Source organism: Streptomyces sp. NPDC005774 (genome assembly GCF_042871645.1).
In the GTDB taxonomy this organism is placed as follows: domain Bacteria; phylum Actinomycetota; class Actinomycetes; order Streptomycetales; family Streptomycetaceae; genus Streptomyces; species Streptomyces pratens.
Map to the genome: position 1 here is coordinate 101,318 of NZ_JBIAIV010000018.1, position 16,193 is coordinate 117,510.

The 16,193-nt window shown below is 69.8% G+C and carries 11 protein-coding genes, 3 tRNA genes and 1 pseudogene; 10 read left to right on the forward strand and 5 right to left on the reverse strand.

Features of this window, described 5'->3' with window-relative positions:
- Positions 1-70: 70 nt before the first annotated feature.
- A pseudogene (locus ACFYQA_RS18695) lies at positions 71-1,380 on the forward strand (sigma-70 family RNA polymerase sigma factor).
- Between the two features lie 52 nt (positions 1,381-1,432).
- On the opposite strand, the gene ACFYQA_RS18700 reads toward ACFYQA_RS18695, so the two are convergent.
- Complete coding sequence (locus ACFYQA_RS18700) at positions 1,433-3,361, reverse strand: ABC transporter ATP-binding protein (protein ID WP_388918663.1); 1,929 nt, start codon at positions 3,359-3,361, stop codon at positions 1,433-1,435.
- A complete protein-coding gene (locus ACFYQA_RS18705; protein WP_388918666.1) occupies positions 3,361-5,094 on the reverse strand; it encodes an ABC transporter ATP-binding protein in 1,734 nt (577 codons plus the stop codon). Before ACFYQA_RS18705 ends, ACFYQA_RS18700 begins: the two co-directional genes overlap by 1 nt.
- A 485-nt stretch (positions 5,095-5,579) precedes the next feature.
- Between ACFYQA_RS18705 and ACFYQA_RS18710 the strand changes: the two genes are divergently transcribed.
- Positions 5,580-6,722: an RNA-guided endonuclease InsQ/TnpB family protein gene (locus tag ACFYQA_RS18710; RefSeq protein WP_388918669.1), complete on the forward strand. Its 1,143-nt coding sequence runs from the start codon at positions 5,580-5,582 to the stop codon at positions 6,720-6,722.
- 36 nt (positions 6,723-6,758) lie between these two features.
- On the opposite strand, the gene ACFYQA_RS18715 is transcribed toward ACFYQA_RS18710, so the two are convergent.
- Complete coding sequence (locus ACFYQA_RS18715; protein ID WP_388918672.1) at positions 6,759-8,213, reverse strand: FGGY-family carbohydrate kinase; 1,455 nt, start codon at positions 8,211-8,213, stop codon at positions 6,759-6,761.
- 85 nt (positions 8,214-8,298) lie between these two features.
- Positions 8,299-8,604: a YtxH domain-containing protein gene (locus ACFYQA_RS18720; RefSeq protein WP_332427428.1), complete on the reverse strand. Its 306-nt coding sequence runs from the start codon at positions 8,602-8,604 to the stop codon at positions 8,299-8,301.
- Positions 8,605-8,786: 182 nt separating this feature from the next.
- Here ACFYQA_RS18720 and ACFYQA_RS18725 point away from each other — a divergent pair.
- The 4 genes from ACFYQA_RS18725 to ACFYQA_RS18740 all read left to right on the forward strand — a co-directional run bounded on the left by ACFYQA_RS18725 (position 8,787) and on the right by ACFYQA_RS18740 (position 10,073).
- A tRNA-Asn gene (locus tag ACFYQA_RS18725) sits at positions 8,787-8,859 on the forward strand.
- A gap of 5 nt (positions 8,860-8,864) precedes the next feature.
- Positions 8,865-8,937, forward strand: a tRNA-Asn gene (locus tag ACFYQA_RS18730).
- Between the two features lie 204 nt (positions 8,938-9,141).
- Positions 9,142-9,215, forward strand: a tRNA-Ile gene (locus ACFYQA_RS18735).
- A 732-nt stretch (positions 9,216-9,947) separates the two neighbouring features.
- The gene (locus tag ACFYQA_RS18740) at positions 9,948-10,073 is read left to right on the forward strand and encodes a hypothetical protein (RefSeq protein ID WP_267893674.1); all 126 of its coding nucleotides are present in this window, start codon (positions 9,948-9,950) and stop codon (positions 10,071-10,073) included.
- 139 nt (positions 10,074-10,212) lie between these two features.
- Here the strand turns inward: ACFYQA_RS18740 and ACFYQA_RS18745 are convergent, their stop codons facing one another.
- Positions 10,213-11,205, reverse strand: coding sequence for a carbohydrate kinase (locus ACFYQA_RS18745; RefSeq protein WP_388918675.1), 993 nt, complete (start codon positions 11,203-11,205; stop codon positions 10,213-10,215).
- A gap of 197 nt (positions 11,206-11,402) precedes the next feature.
- On the opposite strand from ACFYQA_RS18745, the gene ACFYQA_RS18750 reads away from it, so the two are divergent.
- The 4 genes from ACFYQA_RS18750 (at position 11,403) to ACFYQA_RS18765 (ending at position 16,190) form a co-directional block, all read left to right on the forward strand.
- The gene (locus ACFYQA_RS18750; protein ID WP_360032247.1) at positions 11,403-12,425 is read left to right on the forward strand and encodes a LacI family DNA-binding transcriptional regulator; all 1,023 of its coding nucleotides are present in this window, start codon (positions 11,403-11,405) and stop codon (positions 12,423-12,425) included.
- Between the two features lie 131 nt (positions 12,426-12,556).
- Positions 12,557-14,182: an ABC transporter substrate-binding protein gene (locus ACFYQA_RS18755; protein ID WP_388918679.1), complete on the forward strand. Its 1,626-nt coding sequence runs from the start codon at positions 12,557-12,559 to the stop codon at positions 14,180-14,182.
- A gap of 95 nt (positions 14,183-14,277) precedes the next feature.
- Entirely contained in the window at positions 14,278-15,255 is a 978-nt protein-coding gene (locus ACFYQA_RS18760) for an ABC transporter permease (protein ID WP_360032253.1), read from the forward strand.
- 14 nt (positions 15,256-15,269) lie between these two features.
- Positions 15,270-16,190 carry an ABC transporter permease gene (locus ACFYQA_RS18765; protein ID WP_388918682.1) on the forward strand — a complete coding sequence of 307 codons (921 nt, stop codon included), beginning with the start codon at positions 15,270-15,272 and terminating at the stop codon, positions 16,188-16,190.
- Positions 16,191-16,193 lie beyond the last annotated feature (3 nt).

Genomic DNA, 16,193 nt, shown 5'->3' on the forward strand with positions numbered 1-16,193 from the left:
ACCGCGCGGAAGCAAAAAGTCGTCGCACGCCCCTCGTGGGGACGATGTGTCGTACCCCACACTGGGTGCGGTGCCTGAGTCCTCGGAGCGCGGCCGCTCCGTCCCCGACGGGTCCCGGACCCCGCGGCCACGCTCATCGCGTACGGGACGGACAGCGGCGAGGCCACCGGCTCCGCCCCCGAAGTACCGCTGCCGCCCCCCTCGGCAGCGATCATCCTGGAGGTCGCCCCGGTGCACACCCAGACCCAGACCCTCGCCCAGTCCGCCGCGCGTACGGCCGGTGCGCGGCCCGACGCGGACGTCCTGGTGGTGGTGCCCACGCAGAGCCGGGCCGCGCACCCTCCTCGGACGGAGCCCGGACCCCCGTCCGCGGCACTCGATCCGGGGAGTCCCCTGGGCCCCGCGGACCCCGCGGACCCCGTGGACCCCGTGGACGCGGCCCCGCCGCCGGTGCGCACCGAGTCCGGCAGCCCCTCCTCGGACCTGTTCCGGCAGTACCTGCGGGAGATCGGCCGCATCCCCCTGCTCACCGCCGCCGAGGAGGTCGAACTCGCCTGCCGTGTCGAGGCCGGCCTGTTCGCCGAGGAGAAGCTGCGGCTGGCCCGTGACCTGGACAGCAGGCTCGCTCTGGACCTGGACCGGCTCGTCGTCATGGGCCGGATGGCCAAGCGGCGGCTGATCGAGGCCAACCTGCGGCTCGTCGTCTCCGTCGCCAAACGGTACGTGGGCCGCGGGCTGACCATGCTGGACCTGGTGCAGGAGGGCAACCTCGGCCTGATCCGGGCCGTGGAGAAGTTCGACTACGCGCGCGGCTACAAGTTCTCCACCTATGCCACCTGGTGGATCCGCCAGGCCATGTCCCGCGCGCTGGCCGACCAGGCCCGTACCATCCGCGTCCCCGTGCATGTCGTCGAACTCATCAACCGTGTCGTCCGCGTCCAGCGCCGCATGCTCCAGGAACGCGGCTGTGAACCGACCACGGACGAGGTCGCCGCCCATCTCGACCTGACTCCCGAGCGGGTCGGCGAGGTGCTGCGGCTCGCCCAGGAGCCCGTCTCCCTGCACGCCCCGGTGGGCGAGGAGGACGACGTCGCCCTCGGCGACCTCATCGAGGACGGCGACGCCGCGAGCCCCGTCGAGTCGGCCGCGTTCCTGCTGCTGAGGGAGCACCTGGAGGCGGTCCTGTCGACGCTGGGGGAGCGGGAGCGCAAGGTCGTCCAGCTCCGCTACGGCCTGGTCGACGGCCGCCCCCGCACCCTGGAGGAGATAGGCCGTATCTTCGGCGTCACCCGCGAGCGCATACGCCAGATCGAGTCCAAGACCCTCGGCAAACTCCGCGACCACGCCTTCGCCGACCAGTTGCGGGGCTACCTGGACTGAACGGGAAGGGGCCGCCCGCGAAAACCCGCGGGCGGCCCCACCCGGACAGGCCCTAGTCGACCTCCACCGCCGCCTGCGCGAACTGCGCCCGGTACAGGCGGGCGTAGGCTCCGCCCGCCGCCAGCAGCTTCTCGTGGGAACCCTGCTCGACGATCGAGCCGTTCTCCATGACGAGGATCGTGTCCGCGTCCCGGATCGTGGAGAGCCGGTGCGCGATGACGAACGACGTACGCCCGTGCGCCAGTTCGGCCATCCCCTTCTGGATCAGCACCTCGGTACGGGTGTCCACGGAACTCGTCGCCTCGTCCAGCACCAGGATCACCGGGTCGGACAGGAACGCCCGCGCGATGGTGATGAGCTGCTTCTCACCGGCGCTCACCCCGCTGCCCTCGTCGTCGATCACCGTGTCGTACCCGTCCGGCAGGGTGCGGACGAACCGGTCGGCGTGGGCCGCCCGCGCCGCCTCCTCGATCTCCTCCCGGGTGACCTTCCGCGAGGCGCCGTACGCGATGTTCTCCGCGATGGTGCCGCCGAACAGCCAGGTGTCCTGGAGCACCATGCCGATTCCGGCCCGCAGTTCGTCCCGGGACATGCGCGCTATGTCGACGCCGTCGAGCGTGATGCGCCCGCCGGACACCTCGTAGAACCGCATCAGCAGGTTCACCAGCGTCGTCTTGCCGGCACCGGTCGGGCCGACGATCGCGACCGTGTGCCCCGGCTCCACCGTGAGCGACAGGTCCTCGATCAGCGGCTTCTCCGGGGCGTACCGGAACGACACCCGCTCCAGCGCCACCCGCCCGCGCAGCTCGGCCGGCTTCTCGGCCGGCGAGACGTCGGCCGACTGCTCGTCGGCGTCGAGCAGCTCGAAGACCCGCTCCGCCGACGCGACACCCGACTGCACCAGGTTCGCCATCGAGGCGACCTGCGTCAGCGGCATCGAGAACTGCCGCGAGTACTGGATGAACGCCTGCACGTCGCCGATGGACAGCGAACCCGACGCGACCCGCAGCCCGCCGATGACCGCCACCAGCACATAGTTGAGGTTCGACACGAAGAGCATCAGCGGCTGCATGACGCCGCTGTTGAACTGCGCCTTGAAACCGGCCTCGTACAGCGCCCCGTTCTCCTCGGCGAACCGCTTCGCCGACTCCTCCTGCCGCCCGAACACCTTCACCAGGGTGTGCCCGGTGTACATCTCCTCTATGTGCGCGTTGAGTTTGCCCGTCGTACGCCACTGCTGCACGAAGTGCGGCTGCGACCGCTTGCCCACGCGGGTGGCGACCACGAACGACAGCGGCACGGTCACCAGCGCGACCAGGGCCAGGATCCAGGAAACGTAGAACATCATCGCCAGCACCCCGATGACGGTCAGCAGTGAGTTGATCAGCTGGCCCATCGTCTGCTGGAGCGTCTGCCCGAGGTTGTCGATGTCGTTGGTCGCCCGGCTCAGCACCTCACCGCGCTGCCGCTTGTCGAAGTACGACAGCGGCAGCCGCGACAGCTTCGTCTGCACGTCCTCGCGCATCCGGTACATGGTGCGGTTCACGGCCCCGTTCACCAGCCGCGTCGCCACCGCCATCAGCAGACCGGCGGCCACGAACACCGCCAGCGCGAACAGCAGGACGTTGCCCACGGCCGTGAAGTCGATGCCCTCGCCCGGCGTGAAGTCGGTGCTGCGGAGCATGTCCGCGACACCGCCCTCGCCGCGCTCCCGCATCGACTCCAGCACCTGCTCCTTGGTGGCCCCGGCCGGCATGTCCCGTCCGACGATGCCCGCGAAGACCAGGTCGGTCGCCCGGCCGAGGATCTTCGGCCCGATCACGCTGAGCCCCACGCTCAGCACCACGCAGGCCAACAGCCCGTAGATGGTCAGGCGTTCCGGCCCGAACCGCGCGACGAGCCGTCTGCCCGACTCCTTGAAATGCAGCGACTGGTGGTCGGGTCCCGTCCCGGCCCCGGCCCGCGCCATGGCCCCGGCCATCAGGCGGCCTCCGCTTCCGTCAGCTGGGAGAGCACGATCTCCCGGTAGGTCTCGTTGTCAGCCATCAGCTCGTGATGCCGGCCGGTGCCGGCGACCCGGCCCTCGTCCAGGACCACGATCCGGTCGGCGTCGCGGATGGTTGCCACCCGCTGGGCGACGATCACCACCGTCGCCTCGGCGGTCTCCTCGGCCAGCGCCCCGCGCAGCGCCGCGTCGGTCGCGTAGTCGAGCGCGGAGAAGGAGTCGTCGAAGAGATAGATCTCGGGGCGCTGCACCAGCGTCCGCGCGATCGCGAGCCGCTGGCGCTGGCCGCCGGACACGTTGGTGCCGCCCTGTGCGATCGGCGCGTCCAGCCCGCCCTCCAGCCGCTCGACGAACTCCCTGGCCTGCGCCACCTCCAGTGCGTGCCACAGCGCGTCGTCCGTGGCGTCCGGATGCCCGTACCGCAGATTCGTCGCCACCGTCCCCGCGAACAGGTACGGCTTCTGCGGCACCATCCCGACCGTCCTCGCGAGCAGCGCCGGATCGAGGTCCGCGACGGGCACGCCGTCCACGAGGACCTCGCCCTCGGTCGCGTCGAACAGCCGGGGGACCAGTCCGAGCAGCGTCGACTTGCCGCTGCCGGTCGAACCGATGACGGCGGTGACCTCGCCCGGACGGGCCACCAGGTCGACCGACTTCAGCACCGGCTCCTCAGCACCCGGGAAGCGGAAGCCGCCGCCCCGGATCTCCAGATGGCCGTGCCGGGGCAGCTCGGTGACGGGCGCGACGGGCGGCACGACGCTGGAGGAGGTGTCCAGCACCTCCTGGACGCGCTCGGCGCACACCTCGGCCCGCGGAACCATCATGAACATGAAGGTGGCCATCATCACGGACATGACGATCTGCATCAGGTAGGCGAGGAACGCGGTCAGGTCGCCGATCTGCATGCCCCCGCTGTCGATCCGGTGCGCGCCGAACCACACCACCGCGATCGACGACAGGTTCACCACCGTCATCACCACGGGGAACATCAGCGCCAGCAGATTGCCGGTGCCCAGCGCCACGTCGGTCAGCTCGGCGTTGGCCTTCCCGAACCGCCGCTGCTCGTACGCGTCCCGGACGAACGCCCGGATCACCCGGTTGCCGGTGATCTGCTCGCGCAGCACCCGGTTCACCGTGTCGAGCCGCTCCTGCATGCTCCGGAACAGCGGACGCAGCCGCCGCACGATCAGTGTCACCGAGATACCCAGCACCGGCACCACCCCGACCAGCACCCCGGACAGCGGCACGTCCAGACCGAGTGCCAGCACGATGCCGCCCAGACACATGATCGGCGCCGACACCATCAGTGTGAACGTCATCAGCGCCAGCATCTGGATCTGCTGGACGTCGTTCGTCGTACGGGTGATGAGCGAGGGGGCGCCGAAGTGGCCGACCTCACGCGCGGAGAACGACTGCACCCGGTCGAAGACGGCCCCCCGCACGTCCCGCCCCAGCGCCGCCGCGGTCCGGGCGCCGTAGTACACGGCGAACACGTTGCACACGACCTGCGCCAGCGAGATGCCGATCATCAGGGCGCCGTAGGACAGAATGTAACCGGTGTCCCCCTTGACGACACCGTCGTCGATGATGCCGGCGTTGAGGGTGGGAAGGTAGAGCGTGGCGCAGGTCTGCAGGAACTGCAGCAGCACCAGAAGGACGATGGGTCTTTTGTACGGCCGGAGATGAGTCCGAAGCAGTCGTATCAGCACACTGAGTCTCTCGGGTGGTCGGCGGGAGCCAATGGTTGCCCCTGGCCCCTATCGTCGGATACTCCACCCGCGTTACCCCAACCGATTTAATCCGCGCCACCGGGCCACCCGCCCTCCCCGACAGCCGTCCGGTCACCTGGTCTCGTGCGAGGAGGCCCCGGCGTTCACGCCGGGGTGGGGCGCCGCCCGCTTGCGGGGGGAGAGTCGCATCCCACGCCCGGCGACGCGGAGCGTCGCCGCACCCGCCCCCGTTGGGGTGTGGAGTGCCATGGCAGCCGCCCGGCGGAGCCGGGAGAGGTGCGAACACGCGTACCCCCGTTCACTGGTGGGGGTGATCGTGGCGGAAGGGGTGTGCGGATGTGCGGGGCTCGTACGTACGGTCAGTTGGCCGGGAGTCGGCTGACCGGAACAGAGATGAGGGGGTGCGGGTGGTGGGAGAGGTGGGGGAGACCGTGGGGCGTGCCCGGTATACGTATCGGTTGCGGGTGTCGGTCACTGCCCGGGTGGGGCTGGAGGGGGAGTGGGGGCGCTGCCGGTGGCTGTGGAACGAGTGCGTGGCCCGCGCGAAAAGGGCTCATGCGGAGGGGGAGGACTGTGGTCCGGCCCGACTGGACCAGATGCTGACGCGGGCGCGTGCGGTAACGCCGTGGCTGGCCGAGGGTGCCTCGGTGCCGCAGCAGCAGACCATCCGTGACTTCGCCGCCTCCCGCAGCAAAGCCCTCAAGGACATCAAGAACCGGCTGCCGCTGAAGCGGCGGGTCGGGATGCCCCGCCACAAGAAGCGGCGCGGGAGTGACCCGTCGCTGAACTATACGCGGCGCGGCTTCCGCCTCAGGGACGGGCGGCTGCACCTGGCGGGCGGGATTGTTCTGACCGTGGTCTGGGCCCGCCCTCTGCCGGCCGAGCCCTCCTCGGTACGGGTCTACCGCGACCGTGTCGGGCACTGGTATGCCTCGTTCGTCGTCCCCGCCCCGGTCGAGCCGCTGCCGCCGACGGGTGCGGTGATCGGTATCGACTGGGGCGTGAAGGAGACGGCCACCGCCACCTCCGACGCCCACGACCTCCCTCACCCCCGCCACGGCTTCCAGGCGCAGCAGAAGCTGTCCCGCTACGACCGGATGATGGCCCGCCGCAAACCGAAGAAGGGGCAGGCGGCGTCGAAGGGCTACCGGGAGGCGAAGCGGTGGCGGGCGAAGACCTACGCCAGGATCGCGCGGCAGCGGCAGGACACCGCCCGCAAGTGGGCCAAGAAGGTCGTGCGCGACCATGACGTGATCGTGGTGGAGGACTTCCGGCCGAAGTTCCTCGCCGCAACGTCGATGGCGCGCAGGGCGGCCGATGCCGCGATCGGCGCCACCAAACGGGCCCTGGTCGAGATGGGCCGCAAGCACGGCCGGGATGTGCGTCTGGTGCATCCCGCACACATCACCATGGACTGCGCGCGGTGCGGAGCGAGAGCCAAGCACGCACTGCCGCTGTCCGAACGCACCTACACCTGCACCGCGTGCGGAGCCGTTTGTCCCAGGGACAAGAACTCCGCCCGCGTGATGCTCCTCCGGGCAGGTCCGGACCCGGCTGGCGTCGAGGGCACAAGACCTCCCGGAGCGCCGCTCCGGGAGGCGGCCTGAGCCAGGAATCCCCTCTCCTTTCAGGGAGGGGAGCAGTCAAATCCGGAACGCCCCCGGGTGGGTCTGCTCGCGCACTGACACGAACTGCTGGCGTATCGCCTGCCCCACCGCCAGGTCGTCGCCCGGCTCCAGCACCTGCGCCGCCGCGCTCTGCCAGACGGGCGGCGTCCGCGGGTCGAGGGTGCCCTGGGACACCCCGAGCGCCCACGCCGCCTGCCGGGCGGCACCGATCGCCGCGTAGTCCGCGGGCTGCGGCACCACCACCTGCGCCCCGAACAGCGAAGGCGCCGCCGCCTGCACGGCGGGCAACTCCGCGGCCTGGCCCAGCAGGAACACCCGCCGGACCTCCACGCCCCGGCCGCGCATCACGTCCAGCGCGTCCGCGAGCCCGCACAGCATGCCCTCGAACGCGGCCCGCGCCAGGTGCTCCGCCTTCATCGACTCCCGCCGCAGCCCCGACAGGGTCCCGGCGGTGTGCGGCAGGTTCGGCGTCCGCTCGCCCTCCAGATAGGGGAGCAGCACCAGCCCGTGCGAACCCGGCGTCGACTTCATCGCCAGGTCGGACAGGCTCTCCAGATCGGGCAGCCCGAGCAGTTCCGCGGTCCCGCGCAGGGCCCGTACCGCGTTCAGCGTGGTGACGACGGGCAGATGCATCCCGGTGGCGTCCGCCAGCGCGGTGACCATGCCGTGCGGGTCGTAGAGCGCCTCGGGGTGGACGGCCATGACCGAGCCGGACGCGCCCAGCGACACCACCGCGTCACCCAGCCCGATCCCGAGCCCGAACGCCGCCGCCATCGTCTCCCCGGTGCCCGCGGAGATCAGCAGCCCCTCCGGCGTGGCACCGGCCGCGTCGGCCGGGCCGATCACCTCCGGCAGCATGGTCCGGTGCCCGAGTGCCAGCTCCACCAGATCGGGCCGGTACCCCCCGGTCGCCGCCGCCCAGTAGCCGGTTCCGGACGCACCGCCCCGGTCGGTGGTCCGGCGCACCGGACGGCCCAGGAGCTGCCACACCAGCCAGTCGTGGGCCTGGAGCAGCACGGCGGTGCGCGCCGCGTTCTCGGGCTCCGTACGGGCCAGCCAGCGCAGCTTCGTCACCGGGTGCGCGGCCTGCGGGACGCTGCCCACTGCCTGCGCCCACGCCTCACGGCCGCCGAGCGCGTCGAGCAGATCGGCCGCCGCCACCTGGGTCCGCTTGTCGGCACCGACCATGGCGGGCCGCACGGTGTTGCCCTGGGAGTCCAGCGGCACCAGCGCGTTCGCCTGCGCGGAGACCCCGATGGCCTGCACGCCCTCGAGCAGTCCACCGCCCGCCGCCTCGCCCAGCGACAGCAGCCAGTTCTGCGGATCGACGTCGGACGGCCGGCCCGTGCCCTGGGGGTGGTCCACCGGGTGCGGCGCATACCCCTGTTTGAGCACGGTCCCGCTGTCGGCGTCACAGACGACGATACGAGTGAAATCGGGCGCACTGTCCAACCCGGCGACTATCCCCATGGCCAAAATTCTGCCGTACCCGGCGACGTCGTGACGCCGGGCCGGTCCGCCGAGGGTTCCCCGCCGGGTGTCACCGGTGTCCCGGTCAGGTGTTGCTCGTGCCCCAGTCGTCCTCGCCGGCGCCCTGCGAGGTGCGCTCGCGCAGGGTGCGGACCCGCTGAGCCACCGAGTCGGGCATCCGGTCGCCCACCTTGTCACTCACCACGTGGTAGGCCCGGCCCGCGATGCCCCGGCCCTGCTGGGCCGCGGTCTCCGCCGTGTTGCGCACGGCGGGGTTCTGCGCGAACTGCCGTGCCGCCTTCCTCAACTGCTCGTAACGCTCGCGCCCGGCCCTCGTGCCCAGCACGTAACCCAGGACGACTCCGGTGACGAACGTGAGCCGGTAACGCATGGCGGCCACCCTTCCCTTGCGTAGGACTGCGTGCAGGTCTGCACGGTTCTCCGGTTGCGGCGACAGCGCCGGAGAGTACCGATTGGCGAAGCACCCCCCTGCTTGCGCTAATGTATGTGTCGCAGAGAGCGCGCGCCCCCTGGCGGATACCCAGGTGAGCGCGTTCGATGCAGACGAGGCATTCCTCCGTAGCTCAATTGGCAGAGCAGCCGGCTGTTAACCGGCAGGTTACTGGTTCGAGTCCAGTCGGGGGAGCTCGGTCCTCCGTAGCTCAATTGGCAGAGCAGCCGGCTGTTAACCGGCAGGTTACTGGTTCGAGTCCAGTCGGGGGAGCATGCTGAACGAGGACCCCCTGTGGGGTCCTTTTTCATGCCCGGTTCGCGTCCTGGCCGACTGCCTGGAGAAACCGGGCGGGTCCGGAGACAGTTCTCGGGGTCACGAGGGGGAGCCGTGCCTAGTCGATCATCGAGGCAGGAGATCGTATGAGCGGCTATGCTGCGGCAGACGGCACGCACACCTGTGCGCGACACGCCGCTTGGGGCGGTAGCTCAGCCGGTTAGAGCAACGGACTCATAATCCGTCGGCCGTGGGTTCGAGTCCCACCCGCCCCACCTATACAGGTCTCTGACCTGCGGAAACGTTCTTTTTTGGCTGTCGGAGCGTCAACTTTGCCTGAACGGACTGAATCCGCTGCTCGTGAGTTTGGGGGCGGCTCGGTCTGCGACAGCTGGTGGCCTTCTGACCTGCACGAATGCGCGTAGGTGCGTAGCCAAGGAGACGTGTTCTGCTGGGCCGCGCTGCGTAGGGCCATGAATTGAGGCCATCCTGAGGCCGCTGGTAACGAGGACAGTGTTATCGATGATCCTGTGCTCCGGTCGGCGCAGGTGGGTCGAGGCGTTCGACGTGGTGGCCGTCTGGGTGTGCGTCGTGGTGATGGCCGGTGGGCGCCAGGAACTGCCCCAAGAAGAAACGGCCCCGAGCGGTCACTCGGTCCTCTCGTGGGGTGCTCCGTGGTTCATGTGGTCAGGACGTCGGGGCGGTCGAAGACGGGTCTCGTCCAGCTGCTCAGGTTACGGACCGCCGGCAGCTGAGTATGTTCCGATGCCCGGTCACTGTCGGTGTGACGGCCGGCGGCTTCGACTAACGCGTCTCAGATGGATCACCTCCGCTCGCGCGGTGAGCACGGCGAGGGTGCCGGTGTCCGGGGAGAAGGCAAGGCGGCCGAAGAAGTCGTGAAGCTGTTGTCTTTCCGGACTTGAGGACGGTATCTCCGCTGGTCAGACGGGTCGGTGATTCCGTGGGAGCCATGGCCTGTCGTGTCGTCGCTCCCCGGGAGGTCGCGGATGCCGTCGGTCGTCGGACTGCTGGAACAGCACGAGCTCGCAGCTCGCCGTCGGGTCGACGAACTGCGCGAGGAGGCCGACCGCATCCAGGCCGAGCTGGCAGACCTCACTGAGAGCCGCACCTGATCTCAAGCACCGCTCGGCTCCCCGGCTCTGCGGCTCCGCAACCATGACGACGCCATGGCAACAGCGCGTACGGGGTGCCGGCCGTGTGGATTCGACGCCCGTTCCCGCAGTCCCGTCTGCGGGAACGGGCATGCCACGTTCAGGCATGCGGCAGGAGCTGTTCCACGCCGGCCTCCATCGCCGCTTCGTCCACCCAGGGCGGGTTCGCGCCGTGGACGGAACAGGTCACGGCGGCCACATGAGCGGCGAAGGAGCAGGAGTCGGTGACGTCCTCGAGGCTCAGTGCGTCGAGTCGCCCGCCAAGGTGTCCGAGGGCGGAGAGGCGGTGGAGCAGGCCCGCAGTGAAGGAGTCCCCGGCGTTGACGGTGTCCACAACGTCCACGGCCGGGGCTGGGACGGTGACGCGGAGGCCGTCTGGGGAGGCAAGGGCGCCGCGCCCGCCGGAGGTGATGACGAGGAGGCGCGCGCCGGCGGCATGCCAGGTGTCGCACGCCTCCTCAGGGCCGACACCGGGCAGGAGCAGCGCGAGGTCGTCCTCGCTGAGGCGAAGGATGTCGGCGAGGGCGCACCAGCGGGGAAGCCGTTCGCGGTAGACGGAGGGCGATACGAGCAGGGGCCGGACGTTGGGGTCGATGGACACGGTGACGTGCTCGCGCGCCCTGGCGAGATTGTCCTCGATGCGGCTGCCGCCGGGCTGCTGTATCAGCGCCAGGGAGCCGGCGTGCAGGCAGGCCGCATCGTCCAGCCGGGCGCCGGCGAGTTCGTCGTCGGTCCACTGCCAGTCGGCGGCGCTGTCGGCATAGAACGTGTAGGTGGCCTGGCCGGAGTCGTCGAGGTCGGCGACGGCGAGGGTGCTGGGCTCGGGGGCGGCGGTCACGCTGCCGGTCAGGTCGACGCCGGAGGCACTGAGGCGGGCATGGAAGAGGGCGCCGAAGACGGCGTGGGAGAACCGCCCGAGGAAACGAGTCCGGGTACCGAGCCGGGCGAGGGCGACGGCGGTGTTGGCGGGGCCGCCACCGGGCAGGGCGCGCAGCGCGAGTTCATCGGAGCTGGACCGGGCGGGGTCGGTGAAGGCGTCGGCGACGCACTCGCCGAGGACGGTGAAGCTGCTGGGGGCCTGGGGTCGGGCCATGGTGGTTGTTTGCCTCTCTCGGGAAGAGCGCGGGGGGCGAAGGGCCCCGGACCGGTGGCCTGATGCGGCCCATGCGCAGGTATTGACATGCCGCTCAAGACGCACGTAACTTCCCTGCCACACGGAAGTAACGCGCGTTATTAAAGCGCGAAACCGGAGGTGCTGTCTCACCGCCGGACGGCCGAAAGGGACTGGAAGTGGCCACGAACAAGACGCAGCGCGTGACCATGAGCGATGTGGCGCGCCACGCGGGTGTCTCGCGGACCACCGTCTCCTTCGTCCTCAACGACAAGCCCGGCGCCGCCATCCCCGAGGAGACCCGTCGGAGGATCCTGGAGGCGATCGACGAGCTCGGCTACCGGCCCAACGCCGGGGCGCGGGCGCTGGCCGCGAACCGCAGCGGGTGGTTCGGGCTGATCACCGAGATCGTGACCGGCCCCTTCGCGACCGAGGTGATCACGGGCGCGCAGAGCCGCGCCTGGGGTGACCGGAGGTTCCTGCTGATCGCCGCGAGCGAGGGCGACCCCGCCCAGGAGGCCGCCGCGCTCGACCAGATGCTGGAACACCGGGTGGAAGGGCTCCTGTACGCCACGACCTGGCACCGGGCCGTCACGCTCCCCAAGGCCGCCCGGGAGGTGCCGACGGTGCTCGTCAACTGCTACGACGCGGAAGGTGAGCTGCCGTGCATCCTGCCCGACGAGGTGTCGGGCGGTTACAAGGCGACCCGCCGGCTCCTGGACGCCGGTCACACCCGCATCGGGTTCATCAACCTCGACCCGGCGATCCCGGCGGCCATCGGCAGGCGCGAGGGGTACGAACGTGCCCTGCGTGAGGCCGGGATCACCCCCGACCCCTCCCTCGTCGTCCCCGGCTGGGCCACCGCGGACAGCGCCTATACCGCCGCCTGCGAACTCCTTGACCGCCCGGCCGGCGACCGGCCGACCGCGCTGTTCTGCGGAAACGACCGGATGGCGATGGGTGCGTACGACGCGATCAAGGAACGTGGGCTGCGCATCCCGCACGACGTGGCCGTGGTGGGGTTCGACAACCAGGAACTCATCGCCGCCTATCTGCGGCCGAAGCTGACGACGCTCGCCCTGCCCTTCGAGGCCATGGGCACCAAGGGCATCGACATGCTCGCCGCTCTCGCAGCGGGGCAGCCGCTCGACACCCGTCAGGTGACGATCGACTGCCCGCTGCTCGAACGCTCGTCGGTCTGACCGCTAATCAGTCCGCCGAGGAATCCCATCCCGTCTTCGCCCTGTGTGTTGAAGAGAGGAAAAGAGTCTCCATTATGGCACCCTCCCGCATACCTTCACGGCGGCCCCGAGCCGTCCTGAGAGCGGTCACCGTGACCGCCGCCGCGGCCCTGGTCCTGTCCGCCTGTACGGGTGGCTCGGGCACCTCCGGCGCCGGTGACACCTCCGGCAACCAGCTGCTCACCATCCCGCGCGAGGATCTGGCGACGTTCACGCGCAACTTCAACCCGCTCTCCCCGCAGGCCGCCCCCATGACCCTGCAGGCGGTCTACGAGCCGCTGGCGGTGCACAGCATGGCGGACGCCAAGGACACGCCGTGGCTGGCCACCAAGTGGGAGCAGGCCAAGGACGGCAAGTCCCTCACCTTCACGCTGCGCGAGGGCGTCAAGTGGTCGGACGGCCAGGCGCTCACCGCCGACGACGTCGTCTACACCTTCGAGCTCCAGAAGAAGGTGCTCGGCGGCTTCGACTACCTGGACAAGGCCACCGCGGTCGACGCCCACACGGTGAAGTTTTCCTTCAACAAGGCGTTCTCGACCGCCTTCTACGAGATCAGCGGCCACTACATCCTGCCGGAGCACATCTGGTCCAAGGTGAAGGACCCGGCGAAGTTCACCAACCCGAACCCGGTCGGCACCGGCCCGTACACCAAGATCGAGAAGTTCCAGAGCCAGTCGTACGAGCTGCGCAAGAACCCCGACTACTGGCAGCCGGACAAGCAGCGGATCGCCGGTATCCAGATGCTCGCCTTCTCCGGCAACGACAGCGCCAACATCGCCTTCACCAACGGCGAGGTGGACTGGACGCAGTCGTTCATCCCGGACATCGAGAAGTCCTTCGTCGCCAAGGACAAGAAGCACAACCACTACTGGTTCCCGGCCACCGGCGCCATGATCAACTGGCAGCTGAACACCACCAAGGCGCCGTTCAACGATCCGGCCGTGCGCAAGGCGCTCAGCATGGCCGTCGACCGTGACCAGATCACCAAGGTCGCGATGAACGGCTACGCCGAACCCGCCGACTGCACGGGCCTGGCCCGCACGTACGACAAGTGGCGTGACACCTTGCTCGCCGCGTCCTGCACCTGGACGAAGTACGACACCGACGCGGCGGCCAAGGCGCTGGATGCGGCCGGCTACGAGGAGAGCGGCGGCAAGCGGAAGCTGAAGAACGGCAAGGACTTCACGCTCGACATCTCCGTCGGCTCAGCCTCCTCCGACTGGATCTCGGTCGCCAACATCATCAAGCAGAACCTCGCGAAGGTCGGCATCACCGCCACCGTGAAGACGCCCGACTGGTCGGCGGTCTCGGCGTCGTACAACACCGGCACGTTCGACACCGGCATCGTGTGGAGCAACAACGGCGCCACGCCGTACGAGTACTTCCGCGGCGTGATGTCGACCAAGATGGTGCAGCCGGTCGGCAAGCAGGCCACGGAGAACTACCACCGCTTCGGCGACAAGAAGGCCGACAAGCTCATCGACGCCTTCGCCGCCGCCACGGACGAGAGTGCGCAGCGCGAGCAGATGAACGGCCTGCAGGAGCTGTACGACAAGGACGCGCCCGTCGTCCCGCTGTTCACCGGCCCCGAGTGGGGCGCGTACACGGACACCCGCTTCACCGGCTGGCCCTCCGAGGAAAACCCGTACGCCACCCTCGGTAACCGCAACGGCAGCACGGTCCTCGTGCTCACGTCGCTGAAGCCCGTCAAGGGCTGACGCCGCCCGCGGACCGGCGGCCGCCCTCCTCCCCGGACGGCCGCCCCCGCGCACCGAGCCACACGTTCACCCCCCACCGACAGGGAGCACGACCCGTGCGTCTGATCCTGCGCAACCTGGGGTTCTACCTGCTTGCCTTCTGGGCCTCCATCACCCTGAACTTCGCTCTCCCGCGCTTCATGCCGGGCGACCCGGTCTCCCGGATGTTCGCGCAGGCCCAGGGCACGATGCAGCCCGACCAGATAGCCCAGTTGCGAAAACTCTTCGGCCTCGACGACCGCCCCCTCTGGGAGCAGTACGTCTCCTACGTCAAGAGCGTCTTCACCGGCGACCTCGGCATCTCCATCACCCGCTTCCCCACCCCGGTCTCCGACGTGATCGGCTCGCAGATCGGCTGGACCCTGCTGCTCGGCGGCGTCGCGCTCGTCATCGCGGCCGTCGTCGGCAACCTGCTCGGCATCGTCGCCGCCTGGCGGCGCGGCGGCGTCCTCGACTCCGCCTTCCCGCCCCTGCTGATCTTCGTCGGCTCGTTCCCCTACTTCTGGCTGGCCATGGGCGCGCTGTACCTGTTCGGGGTGAGCCTCGGCTGGTTCCCCATGCGGCACGCCTACGACGTCGGCCTGACCCCCGGCTTCAACGGCGAGTTCCTCTCCAACGTCGCCACCCACCTGGTGCTGCCGGCGCTGACCATCGTGCTGGTCTCCATCGGCGGCTGGATGCTCGGCATGCGCAACACCATGATCGCCACTGCGGCCGAGGACTACATCACCATGGCCGAGGCGAAGGGGCTCAGCCCCTCGCGGATCATGTTCCGCTACGCCGCCCGCAACGCGCTGCTCCCCTCCGTCACCAACTTCGGCATGGCGCTCGGCTTCGTCGTCGGCGGCGCGCTGCTCACCGAGGTCGTGTTCGCCTACCCCGGCATCGGCTACCAGCTGCTGATGGCCGTCCAGGGCCTGGACTACCCGCTGATGCAGGGCATCTTCCTGACGATCACGGCGGCGGTGCTGATCGCGAACTTCCTCGTCGACCTCGTCTACGTCCGCCTCGACCCGCGCGTCCGCGTCCGCTGAAGGGGGCTGCCGACATGACCGCCATCGAGATCGCGACGGCCACCACGCCGACCATCCCCGCACGCACGTCCCGCCGGCGCGGACTGCTGCGCCAGCTCATCGACAGCAAGAAGGCGCTGGCCGGGCTGATCCTGCTCGCTCTCTTCGCGCTGCTGGCTCTGCTCGCGCCCGTCCTGGCACCGGGCGACCCGTCGCTCATCAACTCCACGGGCAGCCAGGCACCCTCGGCCGCACACTGGCTGGGTACGACCGCCAAGGGACAGGACGTGCTCGCCCTCACCCTGTGGGGTGCGCGCAGCTCCCTCTTCGTCGGCTTCACCGTGGGCCTTGTGGCGACCGGCGTCGCCATCCTCGTCGGCCTGGCGTCCGCGTACTTCGGCCGTATCGTGGACGACGCGCTGACCCTGGTCACCAACATCTTTCTGCTACTGCCCGGCCTCCCGCTGCTCATCATCCTGGCCGCGTTCCTGCCGCCCGGGACCTCGACCGTGATCCTGGTGCTCGTCGTCACCGGCTGGGCGGGCTCGGCCCGGGTCCTGCGCGCGCAGGCCAAGTCGATCCGCGGCAAGGACTTCGTGGCCGCCGCCGTCGTCACCGGCGAGCGCCCCCTGCGGATCATGTTCCGCGAGATCCTGCCCAACATGGCGTCCGTGGTGATGACCACGCTGCTGGGCTGCGTGATCTTCGGCATCGGCGCCCAGGCCGGCCTGGAGTTCCTCGGCCTCGGCGACAGCAGCGTCGTCAGCTGGGGCACCAACCTGTACTGGGCCAGCAACGACGGCGCGCTGATGACCGGCACGTGGTGGGCCTTCGTCCCCTCCGGACTGTGCATCGCGCTCGTCGCGTTCGCGCTCGCGCTGGTCAACTACGCGGTCGACGAGGTCACCAACCCCAGGCTGCGCAACCGCCGTGCCCGCCGTGAGAGGAGGGGCTGAGCC

Bases quoted from the DNA above. Each gene is read 5' to 3' on its own strand.
- ACFYQA_RS18700 (WP_388918663.1), bottom strand. From the start codon at position 3,361: ATGGCCGGGGCCATGGCGCGGGCCGGGGCCGGGACGGGACCCGACCAC.
- ACFYQA_RS18720 (WP_332427428.1), bottom strand. From the start codon at position 8,604: ATGCGTTACCGGCTCACGTTCGTCACCGGAGTCGTCCTGGGTTACGTG.
- ACFYQA_RS18745 (WP_388918675.1), bottom strand. From the start codon at position 11,205: ATGGCCCGACCCCAGGCCCCCAGCAGCTTCACCGTCCTCGGCGAGTGC.
- ACFYQA_RS18765 (WP_388918682.1), top strand. From the start codon at position 15,270: ATGACCGCCATCGAGATCGCGACGGCCACCACGCCGACCATCCCCGCA.
- ACFYQA_RS18715 (WP_388918672.1), bottom strand. From the start codon at position 8,213: ATGGGGATAGTCGCCGGGTTGGACAGTGCGCCCGATTTCACTCGTATC.
- ACFYQA_RS18740 (WP_267893674.1), top strand. From the start codon at position 9,948: ATGCCGTCGGTCGTCGGACTGCTGGAACAGCACGAGCTCGCAGCTCGC.